Below are 23,269 nucleotides of genomic sequence, written 5' to 3' on the forward strand. Positions count from 1 at the left end.
CAATGGACACCGATGCCGCGGCGTCGGCGGCGGACTCAGTCCTTGCGCGGCGCCGCGTCACCGTCGTCGACGGCATGACCGTCGGCGTCCTGCTCCTGCTGCAGTTCCGGCATGTCGCGCAGCAGGTTGTCGATGCGCTCGCCGCGATCGACCGAATCGTCGTAGTGGAAATGCAGTTCGGGCACATGGCGCAGCTTCATCGCCCGCGCCAGTTCGCTGCGCAGTTGCGGCGCCAGCTCCTTCAGGCCCTTGACCGCCTCGGCCGAGCGTTCCTGCATCAGCGCGGTGACGAACACCTTGGCATGGGCCAGATCGCGGGTGACTTCGACGTCGGACACGCTGACCGACGGCAGGCCGTGATCGCGTACGGCCGCATGCACGATCGTGCCGAGGTCGCGCCGGATCTGCGCGGACACACGATCGGTACGGTGAAAGGATTTGGTCGGCATATCGAAAATCTCGTTGTTCGGAACAAAGGAATCGGGAAGGAGCCGGGACGAGCGACGCGCCTGCAGCGCCCCGCTCTTCCCATTCCCCAATCCCGATTCCCGAATCCCAGCTCTTACAGCGTACGCTGCACTTCGATGCGCTCGAAGCACTCGATCTGGTCGCCGGCCTTGACGTCGTTGTAGGCCTTCACGCCGATACCGCACTCGGTGCCGTTGCGCACTTCGTCGACGTTCTCCTTGAAGCGACGCAGCGACTCCAGCTCGCCCTCGAACACCACGGTGTTGTCGCGCAGCACGCGGATCGGCTTGTTGCGCTTGACCACGCCCTCCACCACCATGCAGCCGGCGACGGCGCCGAACTTGGAGCTGCGGAACACGTCGCGCACCTGGGCGATACCGATGATCTCTTCGCGGATCTCCACGCCCAGCAGGCCGGACGCCACCTGCTTCACCTGGTCGATCACGTCGTAGATGATCGAGAAGTAACGCAGGTCGATGCCGTTGGTCTCGATGATGCGCCGCGCCGAGGCGTCGGCACGCACGTTGAAGCCGATCACCGTGGCCTTGGACGCCAGCGCCGAGTTCGCATCGGACTCGGTGATGCCGCCCACGCCGGAGTGGATCACGTTGATGCGGATCTGCTCGTTGGACAGCGCGGTCAGCGACTGCTTCAGCGCTTCCACCGAACCCTGCACGTCGGCCTTGATCACCAGGTTCAGCGACAGCTGGCCTTCGCCCTTGCCGAGCTGCGACATGATGTCTTCCATGCGGCTGCCCGCCGAGGACACCAGGCGCGACTCGCGGCGCTTGGTCTCGCGCTGCTGCGCCACGTCCTTGGCCAGGCGCTCGTCGTCGACGACCACGAAGTCGTCGCCGGCATCCGGCACGCCGGACAGGCCCAGCACCTGCACCGGGATCGACGGACCCGCGGAATCGGGCTGCTTGCCGGTCTCGTCGAACAGCGCACGCACGCGGCCGTACTGGATGCCGCACACCAGGTAGTCGCCCTTCTTCAGCGCGCCCTGCTGCACCAGCACCGTCGCCACCGGGCCGCGGCCCTTGTCCAGCGAGGACTCGATCACCACGCCGCTGGCGCGGCCTTCGGCCACCGCCCGCAGTTCCAGCACTTCGGCCTGCAGCGAGATCGCATCCAGCAGCGTGTCGATGCCCTGGCCGGTCTTGGCCGAGAGTTCGACGAACTGGGTGTCGCCGCCGAACTCTTCGGCGACCACGTCCTGCGCCAGCAGCTCGTTCTTGACCCGCAGCGGATCGGCGCCGGACTTGTCGATCTTGTTGACCGCCACGATCAGCGGCACGCCGGCCGCCTTCGCATGCTTGACCGCCTCGACCGTCTGCGGCATCACGCCGTCGTCGGCCGCGACCACCAGCACCACGATGTCGGTGAGCTTGGCGCCGCGCGCGCGCATCGAGGTGAACGCGGCATGGCCCGGGGTGTCCAGGAAGCTGATGACGCCGCGGTCGGTCTCGACGTGGTACGCGCCGATGTGCTGGGTGATGCCGCCGGCTTCGCCCGAGGCGACCTTGGTGCGACGGATGTAGTCCAGCAGCGAGGTCTTGCCGTGGTCGACGTGGCCCATGATGGTGACCACCGGCGGCCGCGGCAGCTTCTCGCCCTGCGCGTCCTCGGTGTGCGCCAGCAGCGCGTCCTCGGCGTCGGCACTGCCCGCACGCACCGGCTTGTGGCCGAGTTCCTCGGTCACCAGCGCAGCGGTGTCGTGGTCGATGGACTGGGTGATGGTGGCCATCACGCCCATCTTGAACAGCGCCTTGACCACGTCGCCGCCCTTCAGCGCGAGCTTCTGCGCCAGGTCGGCCACGGTGATGGTGTCGCCGATCGCCACTTCGCGCACCACCGGTGCGGTGGGACGCTCGAAGCCATGCGCGCCGCCGCCGCTGCGCGACGGCTCGGCCTGGCGACGGCCGCCGCTGTGGCTGCCGCCGCGCGGCTTGCCGCGCACGTTGGAACGGCGCGCGCGGTCGGCCGCGGACAGGTGCAGCTGGCCGGCGAAGCGGCTGGTGCTGTCGTCGTCCTCGACCCCGGCGACCATCACGTGCGAGCCGCGGGTCTTGTGCTTGTTGTTGGCATTGTTGCGGTCGTCGCTGCGCGGCGCCGCCGGCTTGGCCGGATGTGCCGCACCGGCCGGACGCGGTGCCACCGCCGGACGCGGCGCGCGCGGCGCGGCGGGGGCGGCGGCGCTGCGGTCGGCGGCAGGCGCCGCAGACGGAGTCGCGGCCGGCGGCGCCGACGCGGCTTCCAGCGCGGCCTGGGCCGCGCGTTGCTCGGCCTCGGCGCGCTCGCGCGCTTCCTGCTCGGCCTTGCGCTTGCGCTCGATTTCCTCGGCGCGCGCACGGTCCTGCTCGGCGAGCTTCTGCTGCTCGGCCAGGTTGCGCTGCTTGGATTCCTCCAGCTTGCGCAGGATCTCGGCGCGCTCGTCGTCCACCCGTCCGCCCGCGGCCGGCGCCGCACGCTCGGCGGCCAGGTCCTCGGCCGACTTCACGTAGGTGCGCTTCTGCCTGACCTCGACGTTGACCGTGGTCTTGCTGCGCCCGGCGCTGACCGTCACTTCCTGCAGCTTGCGCCGGTTCAGGGTGATCTTCTTCGGCGCCGCCTGGGCCTCTTCCTCGACCGGCTTGTCGGTCTTGCCGTGGGTACGGCGCAGGAAGCCCAGCAGCTTCATCTTTTCGGTGCTGGTGACGACCTGGTCGGGACCGCTGAACTTCATCCCGGCGTCAGCCAGTTGAACCAGCAGTTTCTCGACCGGCGTGTTCACCAGTTCGGCCAGCTTGCGGATGGTGGTTTGCTGCGACATTCGGATCCTATGATCTGGTTGGCGCCCCCTCGCCGCGTGCGAAGGTAGCGCGGATTCTAAGCCCTGATCGGGTCAGGGCGGCATTCATCGCTGACTCATTCGCCGCGCTCCAGGCGGGCGATCTCCTCGGCGCGGGCGGCCAGGATCAGGGCCGCGGCGCGGTCCTTGTCCAGGTCCTCGATGCCGAACTCGAGGATGTCGTCGGCAGCCAGATCCGACAGGTCCTCGCTGGTGCGCACGCCATGACCGGCCAGCGCGTAGGCGGTGGCTTCGTCCATGCCCGGCAGCGACAGCAGGTCCGCCGCCGGCACACCATCCTCGTCGCTCTCCTCGGCGGCCAGCGCCTCGTTGAGCAGCGCGTCGCGGGCGCGAGCGCGCAGTTCCTCGACGATGTCCTCGTCGAAGCCTTCCACCGCCAGCAGCTCGCCGACCGGCACGTAGGCGATTTCCTCGACCGAGTTGAAGCCCTCGGCGACCAGGATTGCGGCGATCTCCTCGTCCACTTCCAGCTTGTCCATGAACAGCTGGCGGGCCACGGCCTGCTCGGCCTCGGACTTGGCCGCGACCTGCTCGGCGGTCATCACGTTGAGCTGCCAGCCGGTCAGGCGGCTGGCCAGGCGCACGTTCTGCCCGCCCTTGCCGATCGCCTGGGCCAGGCGGTCTTCCGCCACCGCCAGGTCCATCGAGTGCTTCTCTTCGTCGACGATGATCGACTGCACCTCGGCCGGCGCCATCGCGTTGATGACGAAGTTGGCCGGGTTGTCGTTCCACAGCACGATGTCCACGCGCTCGCCGTTGAGCTCGTTGGACACCGCCTGCACGCGCGAACCGCGCATGCCGATGCAGGCGCCGATCGGATCGGTGCGGGTGTCGTGCGCCAGCACCGCGATCTTGGCGCGGTCGCCCGGGTCGCGCGCGCAGGCCTTGATCTCGACCAGGCCCTGGCCCACTTCCGGCACTTCCAGCTTGAACAGCTCGATCATGAATTCCGGCGCGGCGCGGCTGATGAACAGCTGTGGGCCGCGCGGCTCCGAACGCACTTCGGCCAGGTAGCCGCGCACGCGGTCGCCGGCGCGCAGCACGTCGCGCGGAATGCCCTTGTCCTTGGGAATGAAGGCCTCGGCGTTGCCGCCCAGGTCCACGTAGATGTTGCCGCGCTCGGCGCGCTTGACCACGCCGGTGACCAGCTCGCCGACGCGATCCTTCCACGCGTCCACCACCTGCTGGCGCTCGGCCTCGCGCACGCGCTGCACGATCACCTGCTTGGCGGCCTGCGCGGCGATGCGGCCGAAGTCCGGATTCTCGATCTGCTCTTCGATGTAGTCGCCGACGTCCACGCCCTCGGCCTCGTCGACCGCGTCCATCAGGCGGATCTGCCGGTCGGGCGACTCCATCACCACATCGTCGGCCACCACTTCCCAACGCCGGAACGTCTCGTAGGTGCCGTCCTTGTGGTCGATGGTGACGCGCGTCAGCACGTCCTGGTCGGGGTAGCGCTTCTTCGCCGCCGACGCCAAGGCGGCCTCGATCGCGTCGAAGATCACTTCGCGCGGCACGCCCTTCTCGTTGGCCACCGCGTCGACTACCAGCAACAGTTCCTTGCTCATTCTTTCGCTCCGCGCGCAGCCTCGTCGGCCGCCGGTTCGTTGGATGGTTTCTTATTGGATTTTGCGTTCTTGCCGGCCGGCTTGGGGCCCTTGCCCGGCTTGGTCGGCGCCAGGCCCAGCGCCGCCCAGTCGGGCAGGATCCGCGCCTTGTCGATGTTGTCGAAGTCCACCGCCAGTTCGGCGCCGTCGACCTCGAAGGTAATGCGGCCGGCAGCGGCGTCGGCCTGCACGATGCGCCCCTGCAGGCGCCGACGGCCCTGCTGCGGCAGCTTCAGCACCACCTTGGCCGATTCGCCCTGGTGGCGGGAAAACTGTTCGGCGCTGAACAGCGGCCGGTCCACGCCCGGCGAGGACACTTCCAGCGTGTAGTTGCCGCTGATCGGGTCTTCCACGTCCAGCTGCGCCGAGACCTCGCGGCTGACCCGCTCGCAGTCGTCGATATTGACCACGCGCTCGGGCTGCTCGGCCAGCGGCACGTCGATGTACAGGCGCAGCGTGGCGCCGCCGGGGGCCGGCAGGTACTCGGCCCCCAGCAGTTCCAGGCCCAACGCGTCCACGGTCGGGCCCAGCAGAGTCGCGATTTCGTTTGCCTTGTCGCTCACAGCCTGCCTTGCATCTGAAATGGTTGAAGAGTCGATTGCGTGCATTTCCCGGACCCCGGAAACGACAAAGGGCCCTCTGGGCCCCTTGTCCGGTAAAACTCCGGTCACTCTGGATTCCGGTTGCGACGACGGGAACATGCGTCATCGCGAAGCCCAGATTTCCCTGCCGCAGGCAACCGGTGTACTGGTTGCCGCTGCAGACAAATATGGTAGCGGGGGCAGGATTTGAACCTGCGACCTTCGGGTTATGAGCCCGACGAGCTGCCAGACTGCTCCACCCCGCAGCAGAAGCGGAATTATGAAGAATCAGTGCGTCGATTGCAAGCCCTGATTTTCATCTCGACGCGGTAGCGAGGCTGCCGTGCGAAGGACGCCATGATAACCGCACACGATGGAAAACGAAACAGTAATCGCATCGCCAAATGCAAAAACGCCAACGCCGCCCTGCGGCGGCGTTGGCGGAAACAGCGGGAAAGCCGCCCTTTCGCGATCGGTTCGCGATCAGGCCAGGTGCGCGAAGGCGCGCTGGCACCACGCCATCAGCGGGCTCCAGGCCAGGCCGAAGGCCAGCAGGCCCAGCGCATTGACGCCCAGCACCACGCCCAGCACGCGGTCGTCGTTGGCCGGCAGCGGCGCGCCGACCGGCTCGTCGAAATACATCACCTTGATCACGCGCAGGTAATAGAAGGCGCCGATCACCGCGCACAGCACCGACAGCACCGCCAGGCCGGTCCACCACAGGTTCTGGTCGGGCACCGCGACCACCGCGCCCAGCACCGCCAGCTTGGCCCAGAAGCCCAGGAACGGCGGCACGCCGGCCAGCGAGGCCATGATGCACAGCACCAGCAGCGCCATCCACGGGTTGCGCGCGTTCAGGCCCTTGAAGTCGTCGATGTTCTCGGCCTCGAAGCCCTTGCGCGACAACGCGATGATCGCGCCGAACGAGGCGGTGGACATCACCGCGTAGCAAATCGCGTAGAACAGCGCCGCCGCGTAGCCGCGCTCGCCGCCGCCGGCCACGCCCAGCAGCAGGAAGCCGATGTGCGAGACCGTGGAGTACGCCAGCATGCGCTTGAGGTTGCTCTGCGCCACCGCCATCAGGTTGCCGACCACCAGAGACAGCGCCGCCAGGCCGCCGATCACCCAGTGCCACTGCGGCGCCAGCGGACCCACGCCCACTTCCAGCAGGCGGTAGGCCATGCCGAACGCGGCCAGCTTGGAGGCCGAGCTGATGAACAGCGCGACCGGCGCCGGGGCGCCCTGGTAGACGTCCGGCAGCCACATGTGGAACGGCGCGGCGCCGAGCTTGAAGGCGACGCCGGCGATCATGAACACGGTGCCGGTGAGCAGCAGGGTGTGCTCGCGGCCGCTGCCGATCGCCTCGTGGATGCCGGCCAGGCTCAGCGTGCCGGTGGCGCCGTAGATCAGCGACATGCCGTACAGCAGCAGGCCGGACGCCAGCGAACCGAGCACGATGTACTTCATCGCCGCTTCGGTGGCCATGCCGTTGTCGCGGCTGGAGGCGACCAGCGCGTAGGAGCACAGCGCCAGCAGTTCCAGGCCCAGGTACACCATCAGCAGGCTGCCGGCCGAGACCAGGATCATCATGCCGACGGTGGCGAACAGCACCAGCACCGGGATCTCGCCCTGGTACAGCTTGCGCTCGCGCAGGTAGCTCCAGCCGTAGATCAGGGTCAGCGCGCTGAGGCCGACGATCACCGTCTTCATCACGTCGGCGGCGGCATCGCGCACGAACATGCCGTGGAACACCTCGCCCTGCCCGCCCACGCCGGCCACCAGCATCGCGAACACCGCGACCAGGATCGCCACCGAGACGATGTGGGTCCAGACCTTGTTGCGCTCGCTGATGAACAGATCGAGCATCAGCAGGAAGAAGGCACCGGCCGTCAGCACCAGCTCGGGCAGCAGGGGCGGCAGGTCGACGGTGGTCAGAGGCAGCAGCGCAGGGGTGGTCATCATCAAATCTCTGGAATCAATACGCTCGACGGCCGCTTACAGCTTGCTGGTGGCGATCTGCGCCGCCAGCTTCGCGATCGAGGGCTCCATCAGGTCGGTCAACGGCTTCGGATACAGGCCCAGGGCCAGCACGCCGGCCGCGAACACGCCCAGCACCAGCGCCTCGCGGCCGTTGATGTCCTTCAGCTCGGCCACGTGCGCATTGGCGACCTCGCCGAAGAACACGCGGCGGTACAGCCACAGGGTGTAGGCGGCGGTGATCACCAGGGTGGTCGCCGCGCCGAAGGCCAGCAACGGGTGCGCCTGGAAGCTGGCCATGATGACCATGAACTCGCCGACGAAACCGCTGGTGCCCGGCAGGCCCGCGTTGGCCATGAAGAACAGCATCGCGAAGGTCGCGAACCACGGCATCACGTTGACCACGCCGCCGTAGTCGGCGATGCGGCGGGTGTGCATGCGGTCGTACAGCACGCCCACGCAGGAGAACATGGCGCCGGACACGAAGCCGTGCGAGATCATCTGCACCATCGCGCCCTGCAGGCCCAGCCGCGCGGCGTCGACGCTGCCGAAGCCGACCAGGGCGAAGGCGACGAAGGTGCCGAGGGTGACGAAGCCCATGTGCGCGATCGAGGAATACGCGATCAGCTTCTTCATGTCGTCCTGGACCAGCGCGACCAGGCCGACGTAGATCACCGCGATCAGCGACAGCGCGATCACCAGCCATGCCCACTCGTTGCTGGCGTCGGGCAGGATCGGCAGGTTGAAGCGCAGGAAGCCGTAACCGCCGATCTTCAGCGCGATCGCCGCCAGGATCACCGAACCGGCGGTCGGCGCTTCCACGTGCGCGTCCGGCAGCCAGGTGTGCACCGGGAACATCGGCACCTTGACCGCGAAGGCGATCAGGAAGGCGAAGAACAGCCAGGTCTGCTCCTTGGAGGTGAGCGAGAGCTGGTACAGGTCGGCGAGCTGGAAGCTGCCGCCCTTCAGGTACAGGTAGATCAACCCAACCAGCATCAGCACCGAGCCGAGGAAGGTGTACAGGAAGAACTTGACCGCGGCGTAGATGCGGCGCGGGCCGCCCCAGATGCCGATGATCAGGAACATCGGGATCAGCATCGCCTCGAAGAACACGTAGAACAGCATCGCGTCGGTGGCGGCGAAAATGCCGACAGTGACGCCTTCCAGGATCAGGAACGCGGCCACGTACTGGTTGACGCGCTTGTCGATCGAGGTCCAGGCGCCGATCAGCGCCAGCACCGTGACCAACGTGGTCAGCACGATCAGCGCCACCGCGATGCCGTCGGCGCCGAGGTTGTAGCCGATGTTGTACGCCGGGATCCAGGCGTGGGTCTCGACGAACTGCAGCGCGTCGCTGGCGTAGTCGAAACCGGTGAGCAGCGGCACGCTGAGCGCGAAGGTCAGCAACGCCACCAGCAGCGACGCCCAGCGCGCCGCACGCGCATCACGCAGGGCGAGCACCAGGGCGCCGCCGACGATCGGCAGCCAGATCAGGATGGAGAGTAGAGGCCAGTTCGACACGTGTTCTTATTCCGTACAGGTCAACGCCAGAAATGCATCAGCACGCCCAGCAGGGCAATGAGACCGACGATCATCGCGAAGGCGTAGTGATAGAGGAAACCGGATTGCGTGCGACGCAGCAGGTTGGCCGCCAGGTCGATCACGCGCGCGGTGCCGTTGACCATGATGCCGTCCACGACATGCGTATCCACCGCGCGCGACACCTTGCCCAGGCGCAGGCCGCCGCCGGCGAAACCACCGATCCAGAGCTTGTCGAAGCCGTACTTGTTCTCGAGGATCCACACCGGCACCGAGAAGGTCTTGCGTGCCTTCGCCGCCAGTTCCGGCTTCCACAGGTACAGGATCCAGGCCAGGGCGAAACCGGCCAGGGTCAGGAAGAACGGCGGCTGGGTCAGGCCGTGCAGGGCGAACGCGACCGGGCCGTGGAACTCCTCGGCCAGCGCGCCGACGGTGTCGCGCGCCGGATTGTAGAAGTCGACGATGCCGGTGAAGAAGCTGACCGCCTGGCCCTTGATCGCCGCCGCGGCATGGTGCCCCGCCCAGTCGGTGCCGAACAGCATCGGGCCGATGGTGAAGAAGCCGATCGCGATCGACGGGATCGCCAGCAGGATCAGCGGTACCGTCACCACCCACGGCGACTCGTGCGGTTCGTGCGCGCCATGATGGCCGTGACCGTGATCGTCGTGACTGTGATCGTCGTGGGCGTGGTCGTCGTCGACATGCGCGCCGTGGGCGTCATGATGCGCGTCGTCGTGCGCGGGCGCATCGCGGAAGCGCTCCTGGCCGTGGAAGGTCAGGAACAGCAGGCGGAAGCTGTAGAAGCTGGTGATCAGCACGCCGCCGAGCACGGCCCAGTAGCCGTAGCTGGCGATGCTCCAGAACGGCGCGCCCTCGGCATGAAGCTGGGCCGCCTCGATGATGGTGTCCTTGGAGTAGAAGCCGGCGAAGAACGGGGTGCCGACCAGCGCCAGGGTGCCGATCACGCTGGTCCAGTAGGTGATCGGCATGTACTTGCGCAGGCCGCCCATCTTGCGCATGTCCTGCTCGTGGTGCATGCCGATGATCACCGAGCCGGCCGCCAGGAACAGCAGCGCCTTGAAGAAGGCGTGGGTCATCAGGTGGAACACCGCCGCCGAGTACGCCGACACGCCCAGCGCCACGGTCATGTAGCCCAGCTGCGACAGCGTCGAGTAGGCGACCACGCGCTTGATGTCGTTCTGCACGATGCCGATCAGGCCGGTGAAGAACGCGGTGGTGGCGCCGACGACCAGCACGAAGTTCAGCGCGGTCTGCGACAGCTCGAACAGCGGCGACATGCGCGCCACCATGAAGATGCCGGCGGTGACCATGGTCGCGGCGTGGATCAGCGCCGAGATCGGGGTCGGGCCTTCCATCGAGTCCGGCAACCACACATGCAGCGGCACCTGCGCCGACTTGCCCATGGCGCCGATGAACAGGCACACGCAGATGATGGTGGAGACGTTCCAGGCATGACCCTGGAACAGCTGCACCTGGGCCAGGCCGCCGGCTGCCTCGCTGCCCAGCACCGCGGTGGCGTTGGCGAACACGGTGGCGTAGTCCAGCGTGCCGAACCACAGCAGCACGCCGGCGATGCCGAGGATGAAGCCGAAGTCGCCGACACGGTTGACCAGGAACGCCTTCATGTTGGCGAACACCGCGGTCGGGCGCTTGAACCAGAAGCCGATCAGCAGGTACGACACCAGGCCCACCGCTTCCCAGCCGAAGAACAGCTGCAGGAAGTTGTTGCTCATCACCAGGCTCAGCATCGAGAAGGTGAACAGCGAGATGTAGCTGAAGAAGCGCTGGTAGCCCGGGTCGTCGGCCATGTAGCCGATGGTGTAGATGTGCACCAGCAGCGACACGAAGGTCACCACCACCATCATCATCGCGGTCAGGCGGTCGACCATGAAGCCGACGTGGGCCGAATAGTGGCCGACCTCGAAGAAGGTGTAGAGGTTCTGGTTGAACGGCGAGGCGCCCTGCCCGACCAGCTGGTACAGGGTCCAGCACGACAGCGCGCAGCTGATCGCAACGCCGAGGATGGTGGCGAACTGCGCACCCTTGCGACCGACCTGACGGCCGAACAGGCCGGCGATGATGCTGCCGACCAGCGGGGCCAGCACCACCGCGATCAGCAGACTCTTGGAGAGCGTAATTTCCATCTGCGGGTCAGCCCTTCAGCGAATCGACTTCGGCCACGTTGATCGTGTGGCGGGTACGGAACAGCGTCACCAGGATCGCGAGGCCGATGGCGGCTTCGGCCGCGGCCACGGTCAGGATGAAGAACACGAACAACTGGCCGGCGGCGTCGCCGAGCTCGCGCGAGAAGGCGACGAAGTTGATGTTGACCGACAGCAGCATCAGCTCGATCGACATCAGCAGCACGATGACGTTCTTGCGGTTGAGGAAGATGCCGGCCAGGGCGATGCAGAACAGCACCGCGCCGAGCGCCAGCAGATGGCCTAGGGAGATCATGGCTGGCCCTCCTGCGATGCCGGCGGAGTGTGGAGCGTGGGCTTCTCGGCGTCCATCTTGACCATGCGCAGGCGATCGCCGGCCTTGACCCGCGACTGGTCGCCCGGGTTCTGGGTCTTGATGCCGGTGCGCTTACGCAGGGTCAACATCACCGCGGCCACCACCGCCACGGTCAGGATGATCGCGGCGAACTCGAACGGCAGCAGGAACTGGGTGAACAGGGTCTTGGCCAGCCAGGTGATGTTGGAGGTGTCGGCCGCCTGCGCCGCGGCGTTGTCGGCCGGGAACGGCGCGGCGCTGCGCGCCTTGACGCCGATCAGGGTGATCATCTGCACCAGCATCGCCACCGCCACCACCAGGCCGACCGGCAGGTAGCGCACCCAGCCCTCGCGCATGCGGGCGGTGTCGATGTCCAGCATCATCACCACGAACAGGAACAGCACCATCACCGCGCCGACATAGACCAGCACCAGGGTCACGCCGAGGAACTCGGCGCCCACCAGCAGCCACACGCAGGCGATGGAGAAGAAGGTCAGGATCAGGCACAGCACCGCATACACGGGGTTGCGCACGCTGATCACCGCGCCGGCGGCGACCGCGGCGATGGTGGCGAAGATCCAGAAAGCGATATTTACCCAATCCATTTCGGAACCTCAGCGGAAGGGAGCGTCGGCGGCGCGGCGCTCGGCGATCTCGGCCTCGAGCCGGTCTCCGATCGCCAGCAACTGCGGCTTGGTGACGATGTTCTCGCCGCGCTTCTCGAAGTGGTACTCCAGCACCTGGGTCTCCACGATCGAATCCACCGGGCAGCTTTCCTCGCAGAAGCCGCAGTAGATGCACTTGAACAGGTCGATGTCGTAGCGGGTGGTGCGGCGGGTGCCGTCCTCGCGCTTGGTCGAGTCGATGGTGATCGCCAGCGCCGGGCACACCGCCTCGCACAGCTTGCAGGCGATGCAGCGCTCTTCGCCGTTGGGGTAGCGGCGCAGCGCGTGCAGGCCGCGGAAGCGCGGCGACTGCGGGAACTTCTCCATCGGGTACAGCACGGTGTACTTGGGACGGAACGTGTACTTCAAGGTCAGCCAGAGGCCGCCGAGCAGCTCGAGCAGCAGCAGGCTCTTGAAGTAATGGGTGATTTTATTCATCGCTTACACGCCCTTCTGGATCACGCCGTAGAACACCATCAATGCCGTCACCGCGATCCACACGATCGTCAGCGGGATGAACACCTTCCAGCCCAGGCGCATGATCTGGTCGTAGCGGTAGCGCGGGAAGCTGGCGCGGAACCAGATGTACGCGCTGGCGAAGAACAGCACCTTCATCAGCAGCCAGGGCCAACCGCCGGTCCAGATCCAGTTGACCCACGGCGAGACGTCCGCGGTGACCCAGCCCTGGATCGGGCTCAGCCAGCCGCCCAGGAAGAAGAGCGAGACCAGGAAGCTGACCAGGATCATGTTGGCGTATTCGGCCAGGAAGAACAGCGCGAACGCACCGCCCGAATACTCGACCATGTGGCCGGCGACGATTTCCGACTCGCCTTCGACCACGTCGAACGGCGCGCGGTTGGTCTCGGCCACGCCGGACACCCAGTACACGATGAACAGCGGGAACAGCGGGATCAGGAACCAGTCGAAGAACCCGGAGTTGCCGGCCTGGGCCTGCACGATCGTGCTCAGGTTCAGGCTGCCGGCGGCGATCATCACGCCGACCAGGGCGAAGCCCATCGCGATCTCGTAGCTGACCACCTGCGCCGCCGAGCGCATCGCGCCGAGGAAGGCGTACTTGGAGTTGGACGCCCAGCCGGCCAGGATGATGCCGTACACGCCCAGCGAGGTCATCGCCAGCAGGTACAGCAGGCCGGCGTTGGCGTTGGACAGCACCAGCTTGGCGTCGAAAGGCACCACCGCCCAGGCGGCGAAGGCCGGCGCCAGAGTGATCAGCGGCGCGATCACGAACATCGCCTTGTGCGAGCTGCTGGGCTGGATGATTTCCTTGAACAGCAGTTTGAAGACGTCGGCGAAGGCCTGGAAGATGCCCATGCCCACGTACATCGGCCCGTGGCGCACGTGCATCCAGCCGATCAGCTTGCGTTCCCAGACCACGTAGAACGCCACCGCGACGATCACCGGCACGGCGATCACCAGGATCTTCAGCACGATCCACAGGACCACGCCGAGGGCGCCCAGGCCGAGGAGCCACTGGTGCAGCGGGTCGACCACGTTCAACAGCATCTCGTTCATGCAGCCACCACCGTCACCCGACCGGCGCCCAGCGGCGCGGTCGCGCCGTGGCCCGTTTCGATCCAGGCCGCGCCCGGCGCGACCCGCTTGTCCGTCGTCAGCGGCAACGTGGCGCTACCCGCCGCGGTGCCGACCTTGACCATCTGTCCGTCGCTCAGGCCCAGGCGCGCGGCCTCGTCCGGATGCACCGCCACGCCCGGCGCGCGGTTCAGCGGATGCTGCTGCAGCGCCTGCGCACGGCGCACCACCGCATCGGTGCGGTAGATCGCCGGGCTGGCGGCCAGTTCCAGGCCCTGGTCCTGGCGTGCCGGCTGCGCCGAACTCGCCGCGGCGACCTCGCGCGGCTGCAGGCCATCGCGCAGCCCGGCCAGGTCGATGAACTCGAAGCCCTGCAGGCCCAGCTCGCCGCCGAGCGCACGCAGCACGCGCCAGCCCTCGCGGGCCTCGCCCGGCAGCTTGCCGCCGGCGCGGGTGCGCTGGTCGTTGCCGTTGAGGTTGGTCAGCGTCGCCTCGATTTCCGGCAGGGCGCCGATCGGCAGGATCACGTCGGCCACGTCGCGGGTGGAGGCGCAGGCGAAGTGGCTGAACGCCACCACCTTGGCGCCGGCCAGCGCGCTGCGCGCGGCCGCGGCGTCGGCGAAGTCCAGGCCCGGCTCCAGGCCGTACAGCACGTAGGCGCTGCGCGGCTCGGCCAGCATCGCCGCGACGTTGCGGCTGCGCGGCAGCACGCCGTAGCGCGCCAGGCCCAGGGCATTGGCGCCCTGCGGGATGCGGCACAGCGCCGCGCCGGTGGCCGTCGCGAACTCGCGCGCAGCGGTACGCAGCGAAGCGGCCTGCGGATGGTTCTCGGCCAGCGCGCCGACGATCAGCACCGCACGGCCGGCACCCTGCACCGCCTCGCGCAGCGCAGCGTCGGCCAGCGCCTCGGCGAACTTCGACGGCGCCACGATCTGACGGCCGGCCTGGTCGAAGGCCACGTCGAAGTCGACCGGATTGATCGAATACACCTTGGTCTGGCGCTGCATCCGCGCCTTGCGCAGGCGTGCATGCAGCAGCGGCAGTTCGTGGCGCAGGTTGCTGCCCAGGATCACCACCACGTCGGCCTGTTCGATCTCCGCCAGCGGCAGCGCGAACGGCTCGGCCAGCGCGACATCGGAGAAGTCGCGGTTGTACACGCGGTGATCGAGGTTGCCGCTGTCCAGGCCCTCGGCCAGGCGCGCCAGCAGCGCGCCCTCCTCGTTGGAGGTGGACGGATGCGCGAGCACGCCCAGCGCGTCGCCACGGTTGGCCTTGAGGATCTCGCTCGCGGCGGAGAGCCCTTCCGCCCACGACACCTCGCGCCACTGCCCGTCGACCTTGCGCATCGGCCGCAGTGCGCGGTCCTCGGCATACAGGCCCTGGTGCGAGTAGCGGTCGCGGTCGGACAGCCAGCACTCGTTGACCGCTTCGTTGTCGCGCGGCACGGTGCGCAGCACTTCGCCGCGACGCACGTGCAGGAACAGGTTGGAACCCATCGCGTCGTGGTAACCCAGCGACTCGCGCGCCACCAACTCCCAGGGGCGTGCGCGGAACTGGAACACCTTGTTGGTCAGCGCGCCGACCGGGCACACGTCGACCACATTGCCGGACAGCTCGGTGGTCAGCGGCTTGCCGTCGTAGGTGCCGATCTGCAGGTTCTCGCCACGGTACATACCGCCCAGCTCGTAGGTGCCGGCGATGTCCGCGGTGAAGCGCACGCAGCGCGTGCACTGGATGCAGCGGGTCATCTCGGTGGCGACCAGCGGCCCGATGTCCTCGTCGGGCACCACGCGCTTGCGCTCGTTGAAGCGGCTGACCGAACGGCCATAGCCCAGCGACACGTCCTGCAGCTCGCACTCGCCACCCTGATCGCAGATCGGGCAGTCCAGCGGGTGGTTGATCAGCAGGAATTCCATGACGCTGCGCTGGTACTTCAGCGCCTTGTCGCTGCGGGTCTGCACCTTCATGCCGTCCATGACCGGCGTGGCGCAGGCCGGCGACGGCTTGGGCGACTTCTCGACGTCGACCAGGCACATGCGGCAGTTGGCCGCGATCGGCAGCTTCTCGTGGTAGCAGAAGCGCGGGATCGGGATGCCGGCCTTGTCGGCGGCCTGGATGATCATCGAGCCCTTCGGCACGACCAGCGACTGGCCGTCGATCTCGACGGTCACATGGCCGTCCGGCACCACTGCCGGGGTCGCGCCGGGATTGTTGGGTTGCGCGCTCATGCCGCGGCTGCCTCCAGCTTCTTGCCGTCAACCATCGAATGACCGTTGACGATGTAGTACTCGAATTCGTCCCAGAACTGGCGCAGGAAGCCCTGGATCGGCCAGGCCGCCGCTTCGCCGAAGGCGCAGATGGTGTGGCCTTCGATCTGCCCGGCGACGGTGCGCAGCTGGTGCAGGTCTTCCATCGTGGCCTTGCCGGCGACGATGCGCTCCAGCACGCGGTGCATCCAGCCGGTGCCCTCGCGGCACGGGGTGCACTGGCCGCAGGACTCCTTGTGGAAGAACTGCGAGATGCGGCAGGCGAACTTCACGCAGCAGACGCTGTCGTCCAGCACCACGATCGCGCCCGAGCCCAGGCCGGTGCCCAGCGCGCGCAGGGTGTCGTAGTCCATCTGCAGGCCCTTGAGCTGCTCGGCCTTCAGCACCGGCATCGACACGCCGCCCGGGATCGCGCCCTTGAGGGTGCGGCCCGGCTTGAGCCCGCCGGCCATCTCCAGCAGTTCGTCGAAGGTGGTGCCCAGCGGCACCTCGAAGTTGCCGCCCTTCTGCACGCAGCCGGAGACCGAGAAGATCTTCGGGCCGCCGTTCTTGGTCTTGCTCAGCCCCAGGAACCATTCCGGGCCGTTGCGGATGATCGCCGGCACCGAGGCGTAGGTCTCGGTGTTGTTGATCGTCGACGGCTTGCCGTACAGGCCGAAGTTGGCCGGGAACGGCGGCTTGTAGCGCGGCTGGCCCTTCTTGCCTTCCAGCGACTCCATCAACGCGGTCTCTTCGCCGCAGATGTAGGCGCCGGCGCCCAGCGCGCCGTAGATGTCGATGTCGATGCCGCTGCCGAGGATGTCCTTGCCCAGCCAGCCATTGGCGTAGGCGTCGGCCAGGGCCTGCTCGAAATGCTCGAACGGCTCGTGGTGGAACTCGCCGCGCAGGTAGTTGTAGCCCACGGTGGAACCGGTGGCGTAGCAGGCGATGGCCATGCCCTCCACCACCGAATGCGGGTTGTAGCGCAGGATGTCGCGGTCCTTGCAGGTGCCCGGCTCGGATTCGTCCGAGTTGCACAGGATGTACTTCTGCGGCGCGCCTTTGGGCATGAACGACCACTTCAGGCCGGTCGGGAAGCCGGCGCCGCCACGGCCGCGCAGGTTCGACTGCTTGACCATCTCGATCACCTGCTCCGGCGGGATCTTCTCTTCGAGGATCTTGCGCAGCGCGGCGTAGCCACCGGTCTTCAGGTAGCTCTCGTAGGACCACGGGGTGTCGTAGTGCAGCGTGGTGTACACCACCTGGTGCGGCTGCGGCGCGGGGCCGACCGGACCGGTGGGGGCGTGGGGATGCTGTGCCATTGCCGTTACTCCAACCCGTCCAGCAATTCGTCGACCTTGTCCTTGGTCAGATGCTCATGGTAGTGGCCGTTGATGACCATCATCGGCGCGCCGGCGCAACCGGCCAGGCATTCTTCCTCGCGCTTGAGGTAGACCCGGCCATCGGCGGTGGACTGGCCCAGCTTGCAGCCGAGCTTCTTCTCGGCGTGCGCGACCAGATCCTCGGCGCCGTTGAGCCAGCAGCTGATGTTGGTGCAGAACGCGACGTTGTTGCGGCCGACCTTCTCGGTCTCGAACATCGAGTAGAAGCTGGCGACCTCGTAGGCCCACACCGGCGGCAGCTCCAGGTACTTGGCCACGCCGGCGATCAATTCGTCGGTCAGCCAGCCCTGGTTCTGTTCCTGCGCCGCATGCAGGCCCTGCAGCACCGCCGAACGCTTGCGGTCGGGCGGGAACTTGCTCAGCCAGTGATCGATGTGCGCGCGCGTCTTGTCGCTCAGCACCACCATCGGATCGACGTCGCGCGCCGCTTCGAAATTACCTGTCGCCTTCATCGGTCGACCTCACCAAACACCAGATCATAGGTACCAATCATCGCCACCACGTCGGCCAGCATGTGGCCGCGCACGATCGCGTCCATCGACGACAGGTGGGCAAAGCCCGGCGCGCGCAGGTGCACGCGGAACGGCTTGTTGGCGCCGTCGGACATCAGGTAGCAGCCGAATTCGCCCTTCGGCGCCTCGACCGCGCAGTAGGTCTCGCCGGCCGGCACGCAGTAGCCTTCGCTGAACAGCTTGAAGTGGTGGATCAGCGCTTCCATGTCGTCCTTCATGTCGGCGCGCTTGGGCGGCGCCACCTTGAAGTTCTCGACCATGACCGGGCCCGGGTTGGCCTTCAGCCACTGCACGCACTGCTTGATGATGCGGTTGGACTCGCGCATCTCGGCCACGCGCACCAGGTAGCGGTCGTAGCAGTCGCCGTTGGTGCCGAGCGGGATGTCGAAATCCACGCTGTCGTACTTGGCGTAGGGCTGCTTCTTGCGCAGGTCCCAGGCGATGCCCGAGCCGCGCAGCATCACGCCGGTCATGCCCCAGGCGTAGGCCTGCTCCGGGGTGACCACGCCGATGCCGACGGTGCGCTGCTTCCAGATGCGGTTGTCGGTGAGCAGGGTCTCGTACTCGTCCACGCGCGCCGGGAAGGTGTTGGTGAACTCCTCGAGGAAGTCCAGCATCGAGCCTTCGCGCGCGGCGTTGAGGCGCTTCAGCGCATTGCCCTTGTGCCAGCGCGATTCCTGGTACTTGGGCATGCGGTCCGGCAGGTCGCGGTAGACGCCGCCTGGGCGGTAGTAGGTCGCGTGCATGCGCGCGCCCGACACCGCCTCGTAGACGTCCATCAGCTCTTCGCGCTCGCGGAACGCGTACAGCATCACCGCCATCGCGCCCAGGTCCAGGCCGTTGGAGCCGACCCACATCAGGTGGTTCAGGATGCGGGTGATCTCGTCGAACATGGTGCGGATGTACTGCGCACGCTCCGGCGCCTCGATCCCCATCAGGGTCTCGATCGCGCGCACGTAGGCGTGCTCGTTGCACATCATCGACACGTAGTCCAGGCGATCCATGTAGCCGATCGACTGGTTGAACGGCTTGGACTCGGCCAGCTTCTCGGTGCCACGGTGCAGCAGGCCGATGTGCGGATCGGCGCGGACCACGGTCTCGCCGTCCATCTCCAGGATCAGGCGCAGCACGCCGTGCGCGGCCGGATGCTGCGGGCCGAAGTTCATCGTGTAGTTGCGGATCTCCTGCTTGGCTTCGGCAGGATTGCTGGCGAACGCGTCGTGCGCCTGGTGGTACTCGCTCACTTGGCGGACTCCTTCTGTGCTTCGCCCGCCGCGGTCTGGTAGCGCGCATCGTCGCGGATCACGCGCGGCACGCCCACGCGCGGCTCCACCGAGGTCACCGGCTCGTAGATCACGCGCTGCTTCTCTTCGTCGTAGCGCACTTCGACGTTGCCGATCAGCGGGAAATCCTTGCGGAACGGATGGCCGACGAAGCCGTAATCGGTGAGGATGCGGCGCAGGTCCGGGTGGCCGGAGAACACCACGCCGAACAGGTCGAACGCCTCGCGCTCGAACCAGTTCGCGCCCGGCCAGATGTCGGTGACCGAGGCCACCACCGGCAGGTCTTCGTTCGGCGCGTAGCACCGCACGCGCAGGCGCTGGTTGTGGCGGTAGGAAATCAGCTGCGCCAGCACCGCGTAGCGCTGCTGCGGCACCGGCAACGGCTGCGCGCCGCCGGCGGCCTCGCCGCTGGGGAACTCGCCCCAGGCGAAACGGCCCACGGCCTTGCCTTCGACGCCGCGGCTGAAACCGTGCGACGACACGTCCGAGGTATCCCACTCGTCGCTGCCGTAGCCCAGGTAGTCCACGCCGCACAGGTCGGACAGCTGTTCGAAACCGAACTCGTCGCGCAGCGCCAGGCAGGTGGCGTGCCAGGCGTCGGCCGGCACTTCCAGGGTGACTTCGCCGCGCGGAAGGGCCACGAACACCTGGCTACCGGGGAAACGGGCGCCGAGTCGGTCGCTAAAGGAAGATGCTTGCTCTGCCATGGGGGCTTGGCGTGCTCTCGAGGAAAGAGGAATCAGCGCGCGATGGTCTGGGTTCGCCAGATCTTCTTCTGCAACTGCAGGATGCCGTAGACCAGGGCCTCGGCGGTCGGCGGGCAGCCCGGGACGTAGACGTCCACCGGCACGATGCGGTCGCAGCCGCGCACCACCGAATACGAGTAGTGGTAGTAGCCGCCGCCGTTGGCGCAGCTACCCATCGAGATGACCCACTTCGGGTCCGGCATCTGGTCGTAGACCTTGCGCAGCGCCGGGGCCATCTTGTTGACCAGGGTGCCGGCGACGATCATCACGTCGGACTGGCGCGGCGACGGGCGGAACACCACGCCGTAGCGGTCCAGGTCCAGGCGCGCGGCGCCGGCGTGCATCATCTCGACCGCGCAACAGGCCAGGCCGAAGGTCATCGGCCACATCGAGCCGGTGCGCGCCCAGTTCAGCAGCGCATCGACGCTGGTGGTGACGTAACCCTTCTCCAGCAGCGGGTTCTCGCCTTCGGGACGCAGGATGTCGTCCACCCGCCCTTCCGGGATCGGGTTGGTCATCAGGCGATCCAGGGTCTGAATCACTCCCATTCCAGCGCTCCCTTCTTCCACACGTAGACAAAACCGAGGAACAACATGCCCACGAACAGGCCCATGGTGACCAGGGAACGAGCGCCCAGGTCCATGAACACCTGCGTCCACGGCACGATGAAGATGATTTCCAGATCGAAGACGATGAACTGGATGGCGATCAGGTAGTAGCGCACGTCGAACTTCATGCGCGCGTCCTCGAAGGCCTCGAAGCCGCACTCGTAGGGCGACAGCTTCTTCAGGTCGGGACGCCGGGGACCGAGGAACCGCCCCACCAGCATCAGCGCGACGCCGATACCGGTGGCCACGATCAGAAACAGCAGGGTCGGCAAATATTCGGCCAGCACTCGCGATTCTCTCTTGCCTGTGCCCGCACGCGTGCCGCGCAGGCATGGGATAGACGATTCTCCGAGCGAGGGCGTGATGCCTTCGCGCAGAAACCGTAGCCAAACAATGGTGCCCAAGAGGGGACTCGAACCCCTACGACCTAAGTCGCTACCACCTCAAGGTAGTGCGTCTACCAATTCCGCCACCTGGGCTTGCGTAAAACCGCACGGCAATCCCGCCGCGCAGCATATTGTAACCGCCTTCAGTCTTTCTGCGACGGGGCAGGCGACTTTTCTTGCGCTTTTTCCGGCGCCTGCTGGGCGGCCGGGGCGGCGGCGGGGGCAGCCGGGGCCGCAGCGGCAGCCGACGGCGCCTGCGGCACCTGCAGTTCGCCGGCCGGCGCGGCCGGCGCCGGGGTGGCGGACTGCGACATCACGCCCAGATTGGCGTCGGCCGGACGCGCGCTATGGCCGGCGTACCAGGCCATGAACAGGCTGATGGCGAAGAACACCACCGCCAGCCACTTGGTCGACTTGGACAGGAAGTTGGACGCGCCGCGCGATCCGAACACGGTACCGGACGCGCCGGCGCCGAACCCGGAACCCGCCGCCGCACCGGCGCCGCGCTGCATCAGGATCAGCGCGATCATCGCGATCGCCACCAGCACGTAGACCACATTGAGGATGACCATCAGCATTTCGAAATCCGTCCGGACAGTACGACTTGGGGGACGAGCGGCCGCCACCGGCAGCCGTTCGCTCAACAGGCGGCCGCCGCTCGCACGATGGCCAGGAACTCCGCGGCGACCAGCGAGGCGCCGCCCACCAGCCCGCCGTCGACATCCGGCTGCGCGAACAGCTCGGCGGCGTTGTCGGGCTTGACGCTGCCGCCATACAGGATCGGCAACGAATCCGCGATTCTAGCATCGCGCGCCGCCACTTCGCCACGGATGAACGCGTGCACCGCCTGCGCCTGCGCCGGGCTGGCGGTGCGGCCGGTGCCGATCGCCCAGACCGGCTCGTAGGCCACCACCGCGCGGGCGAAGCCCTCGGCGCCGACCCGCTCCAGCACCGGCGCCAGCTGCGCGGCGATGACCGCCTCGGTGCGCCCGGCCTCGCGCTGCTCCAGGGTCTCACCCACGCACAGGATCGGGATCAGCCCGGCATGCACAGCCGCGGCGAACTTCTGCGCCACCAGCTCGTTGCTCTCCTGGTGGTACTGGCGCCGCTCCGAGTGCCCGACCAGGCCGTAGTCCGCGCCCACGTCGACCAGCATCGCCGCCGACACCTCGCCGGTATAGGCGCCCTTCTCGTTGCTGCTGACGTCCTGCGCGCCGAAGCGCAGCAGCCGGTCCTCGAAATTTTCGATCAGGTCGCCCAGGTACGGCAGCGGCGGCAGGATCACCACCTCCACCTCGTGCTCGGCCTCATGCAGCCCAGCGACGATCTCCCGCACCAGGTCGGCGGCGAAGTGGCGGGTGCCATGCAATTTCCAGTTTCCGGCTACGATCTTGCGTCGCATCGGCGCATCTCCGGCGAAAAAGTGCGGAGAGGATAGCCGATGCGCCGCCAAGGGCAGGCATCGTCCCGGCCGTCCCGCCCTCCCCCATCGCCCGCTGCAGGTCCGGAGACCCCCATGCCCCAGCTTCCCGGCTACGCCCTGATCACCGGCGCCTCCAGCGGCATCGGCCGCGAGATCGCCCGCGAATACGCCCGCCGCGGCGTGCCGCTGATCCTCAGCGCGCGCCGCGAGGCGCTGCTGCAGGCCCTGGCCGAGGAACTGCGGCCGCAGGTGCCGGTGGAAGTGCTGGTCGCCGACCTGGCCGACCCGGCGGCGCCGGCCGCGCTGGTGGCGGAGCTGGAACGGCGCGGGCTGGCGGTGCGGATCCTGGTCAACAATGCCGGCTACGGCGTGCCCGGCCGCTACATCACCCAGGACTGGGCGGTGCACGCGGCGTTCCTGCAGGTGATGGTCGGCGCGGTCTGCGAACTGACCTGGCGGCTACTGCCGGCGCTGCGCGCCAGCGGCCACGGCCGCATCCTCAACGTCGCCTCGTTCGCCGCGCTGGTGCCTGGCGCCGATGGCCACACCCTGTACGCGGCGGCGAAGAGCTTCATGCTCCGCTTCAGCGAATCGCTGGCCCTGGAGAACGCCGACCGCGGGGTCGGCGTGTGTGCGCTATGCCCCGGCTTCACCTGGTCCGAGTTCCACGACGTCACCGGCACCCGCGAACAGATGAACGCCCTGCCACGCTGGCTCTGGCTGCAGACCGCGGCGGTGGCCCGCGCCGGCATCGACGGCGCCGAACGCGGCAAGGTGCGGGTGGTCCCGGGCGCGGTCTACCGCACCCTGCTCGGCCTGACGGCACTGCTGCCCAATGCCTTGCTGCTGCGGATGATGGGCCGCGGCTCGCATCGCTTCAGAAGCGTGGAGTGAAGCCGGGAATGG

General features: G+C 67.5%; 21 protein-coding genes and 2 tRNA genes. 1 reads left to right on the top strand and 22 read right to left on the bottom strand.

From position 1 onward, the window contains the following. Positions 1 to 35: 35 nt before the first annotated feature. From rbfA to tpiA, 22 genes are all read right to left on the bottom strand, one after another. The gene (gene rbfA, locus NKJ47_RS14360) at positions 36 to 449 is read right to left on the bottom strand and encodes a 30S ribosome-binding factor RbfA (protein WP_254458527.1); all 414 of its coding nucleotides are present in this window, start codon (positions 447 to 449) and stop codon (positions 36 to 38) included. Between the two features lie 113 nt (positions 450 to 562). After that, complete coding sequence (gene infB, locus NKJ47_RS14365; protein ID WP_254458528.1) at positions 563 to 3,280, bottom strand: translation initiation factor IF-2; 2,718 nt, start codon at positions 3,278 to 3,280, stop codon at positions 563 to 565. Positions 3,281 to 3,375: 95 nt separating this feature from the next. Beyond that, on the bottom strand, positions 3,376 to 4,887 hold the full coding sequence (gene nusA / locus NKJ47_RS14370) for a transcription termination factor NusA (protein WP_254458529.1): 1,512 nt from the start codon (positions 4,885 to 4,887) through the stop codon (positions 3,376 to 3,378). Continuing rightward, positions 4,884 to 5,489, bottom strand: a complete 606-nt coding sequence (rimP, locus tag NKJ47_RS14375) for a ribosome maturation factor RimP (protein ID WP_254458530.1) — start codon at positions 5,487 to 5,489, stop codon at positions 4,884 to 4,886. The genes nusA and rimP overlap by 4 nt, the downstream gene beginning before the upstream one ends. A gap of 207 nt (positions 5,490 to 5,696) precedes the next feature. Continuing rightward, positions 5,697 to 5,773: transfer RNA gene (locus NKJ47_RS14380), tRNA-Met, on the bottom strand. Between the two features lie 217 nt (positions 5,774 to 5,990). Next, positions 5,991 to 7,466 carry an NADH-quinone oxidoreductase subunit NuoN gene (gene nuoN / locus NKJ47_RS14385; protein WP_254461436.1) on the bottom strand — a complete coding sequence of 492 codons (1,476 nt, stop codon included), beginning with the start codon at positions 7,464 to 7,466 and terminating at the stop codon, positions 5,991 to 5,993. Between the two features lie 36 nt (positions 7,467 to 7,502). Further along, positions 7,503 to 9,005, bottom strand: a complete 1,503-nt coding sequence (locus tag NKJ47_RS14390) for an NADH-quinone oxidoreductase subunit M (protein ID WP_254458531.1) — start codon at positions 9,003 to 9,005, stop codon at positions 7,503 to 7,505. Between the two features lie 20 nt (positions 9,006 to 9,025). Beyond that, complete coding sequence (gene nuoL / locus NKJ47_RS14395) at positions 9,026 to 11,188, bottom strand: NADH-quinone oxidoreductase subunit L (RefSeq protein ID WP_254458532.1); 2,163 nt, start codon at positions 11,186 to 11,188, stop codon at positions 9,026 to 9,028. A gap of 7 nt (positions 11,189 to 11,195) precedes the next feature. Further along, positions 11,196 to 11,501 (bottom strand): NADH-quinone oxidoreductase subunit NuoK, encoded by a 306-nt coding sequence (gene nuoK, locus NKJ47_RS14400; protein WP_017908131.1) that lies wholly within the window; start codon positions 11,499 to 11,501, stop codon positions 11,196 to 11,198. Next, positions 11,498 to 12,145, bottom strand: a complete 648-nt coding sequence (locus NKJ47_RS14405) for an NADH-quinone oxidoreductase subunit J (protein ID WP_254458533.1) — start codon at positions 12,143 to 12,145, stop codon at positions 11,498 to 11,500. Before NKJ47_RS14405 ends, nuoK begins: the two co-directional genes overlap by 4 nt. A gap of 9 nt (positions 12,146 to 12,154) precedes the next feature. Continuing rightward, entirely contained in the window at positions 12,155 to 12,643 is a 489-nt protein-coding gene (nuoI, locus tag NKJ47_RS14410; RefSeq protein ID WP_012915532.1) for an NADH-quinone oxidoreductase subunit NuoI, read from the bottom strand. Positions 12,644 to 12,646: 3 nt separating this feature from the next. Beyond that, complete coding sequence (gene nuoH, locus NKJ47_RS14415) at positions 12,647 to 13,738, bottom strand: NADH-quinone oxidoreductase subunit NuoH (RefSeq protein ID WP_254458534.1); 1,092 nt, start codon at positions 13,736 to 13,738, stop codon at positions 12,647 to 12,649. Then, a complete protein-coding gene (nuoG, locus tag NKJ47_RS14420; RefSeq protein ID WP_254458535.1) occupies positions 13,735 to 15,984 on the bottom strand; it encodes an NADH-quinone oxidoreductase subunit NuoG in 2,250 nt (749 codons plus the stop codon). The genes nuoH and nuoG overlap by 4 nt, the downstream gene beginning before the upstream one ends. Further along, a complete protein-coding gene (gene nuoF / locus NKJ47_RS14425; RefSeq protein ID WP_209031858.1) occupies positions 15,981 to 17,324 on the bottom strand; it encodes an NADH-quinone oxidoreductase subunit NuoF in 1,344 nt (447 codons plus the stop codon). Before nuoF ends, nuoG begins: the two co-directional genes overlap by 4 nt. A 5-nt stretch (positions 17,325 to 17,329) precedes the next feature. Next, positions 17,330 to 17,857: an NADH-quinone oxidoreductase subunit NuoE gene (gene nuoE, locus NKJ47_RS14430; protein WP_010343009.1), complete on the bottom strand. Its 528-nt coding sequence runs from the start codon at positions 17,855 to 17,857 to the stop codon at positions 17,330 to 17,332. Continuing rightward, on the bottom strand, positions 17,854 to 19,161 hold the full coding sequence (locus NKJ47_RS14435) for an NADH-quinone oxidoreductase subunit D (protein ID WP_254458536.1): 1,308 nt from the start codon (positions 19,159 to 19,161) through the stop codon (positions 17,854 to 17,856). Before NKJ47_RS14435 ends, nuoE begins: the two co-directional genes overlap by 4 nt. Then, the gene (locus NKJ47_RS14440) at positions 19,158 to 19,907 is read right to left on the bottom strand and encodes an NADH-quinone oxidoreductase subunit C (protein ID WP_184449321.1); all 750 of its coding nucleotides are present in this window, start codon (positions 19,905 to 19,907) and stop codon (positions 19,158 to 19,160) included. The genes NKJ47_RS14435 and NKJ47_RS14440 overlap by 4 nt, the downstream gene beginning before the upstream one ends. Before the next feature lie 32 nt (positions 19,908 to 19,939). Next, positions 19,940 to 20,494, bottom strand: coding sequence for a NuoB/complex I 20 kDa subunit family protein (locus NKJ47_RS14445; protein ID WP_010343006.1), 555 nt, complete (start codon positions 20,492 to 20,494; stop codon positions 19,940 to 19,942). Continuing rightward, positions 20,485 to 20,841 (bottom strand): NADH-quinone oxidoreductase subunit A, encoded by a 357-nt coding sequence (locus NKJ47_RS14450; protein WP_010343005.1) that lies wholly within the window; start codon positions 20,839 to 20,841, stop codon positions 20,485 to 20,487. The genes NKJ47_RS14445 and NKJ47_RS14450 overlap by 10 nt, the downstream gene beginning before the upstream one ends. A gap of 107 nt (positions 20,842 to 20,948) precedes the next feature. Beyond that, positions 20,949 to 21,033 (bottom strand) — tRNA-Leu (locus NKJ47_RS14455). 50 nt (positions 21,034 to 21,083) lie between these two features. Continuing rightward, the gene (secG, locus tag NKJ47_RS14460) at positions 21,084 to 21,518 is read right to left on the bottom strand and encodes a preprotein translocase subunit SecG (protein ID WP_152245707.1); all 435 of its coding nucleotides are present in this window, start codon (positions 21,516 to 21,518) and stop codon (positions 21,084 to 21,086) included. A gap of 62 nt (positions 21,519 to 21,580) precedes the next feature. Next, the gene (gene tpiA / locus NKJ47_RS14465; protein ID WP_254458537.1) at positions 21,581 to 22,342 is read right to left on the bottom strand and encodes a triose-phosphate isomerase; all 762 of its coding nucleotides are present in this window, start codon (positions 22,340 to 22,342) and stop codon (positions 21,581 to 21,583) included. Positions 22,343 to 22,456: 114 nt separating this feature from the next. On the opposite strand from tpiA, the gene NKJ47_RS14470 reads away from it, so the two are divergent. Beyond that, the gene (locus NKJ47_RS14470; RefSeq protein WP_254458538.1) at positions 22,457 to 23,257 is read left to right on the top strand and encodes an SDR family NAD(P)-dependent oxidoreductase; all 801 of its coding nucleotides are present in this window, start codon (positions 22,457 to 22,459) and stop codon (positions 23,255 to 23,257) included. Positions 23,258 to 23,269: the final 12 nt, after the last annotated feature.

The sequence above is a fragment of the Xanthomonas sacchari genome (genome assembly GCF_024266585.1).
Taxonomy (GTDB): Bacteria; Pseudomonadota; Gammaproteobacteria; order Xanthomonadales; family Xanthomonadaceae; genus Xanthomonas_A; species Xanthomonas_A sacchari_C.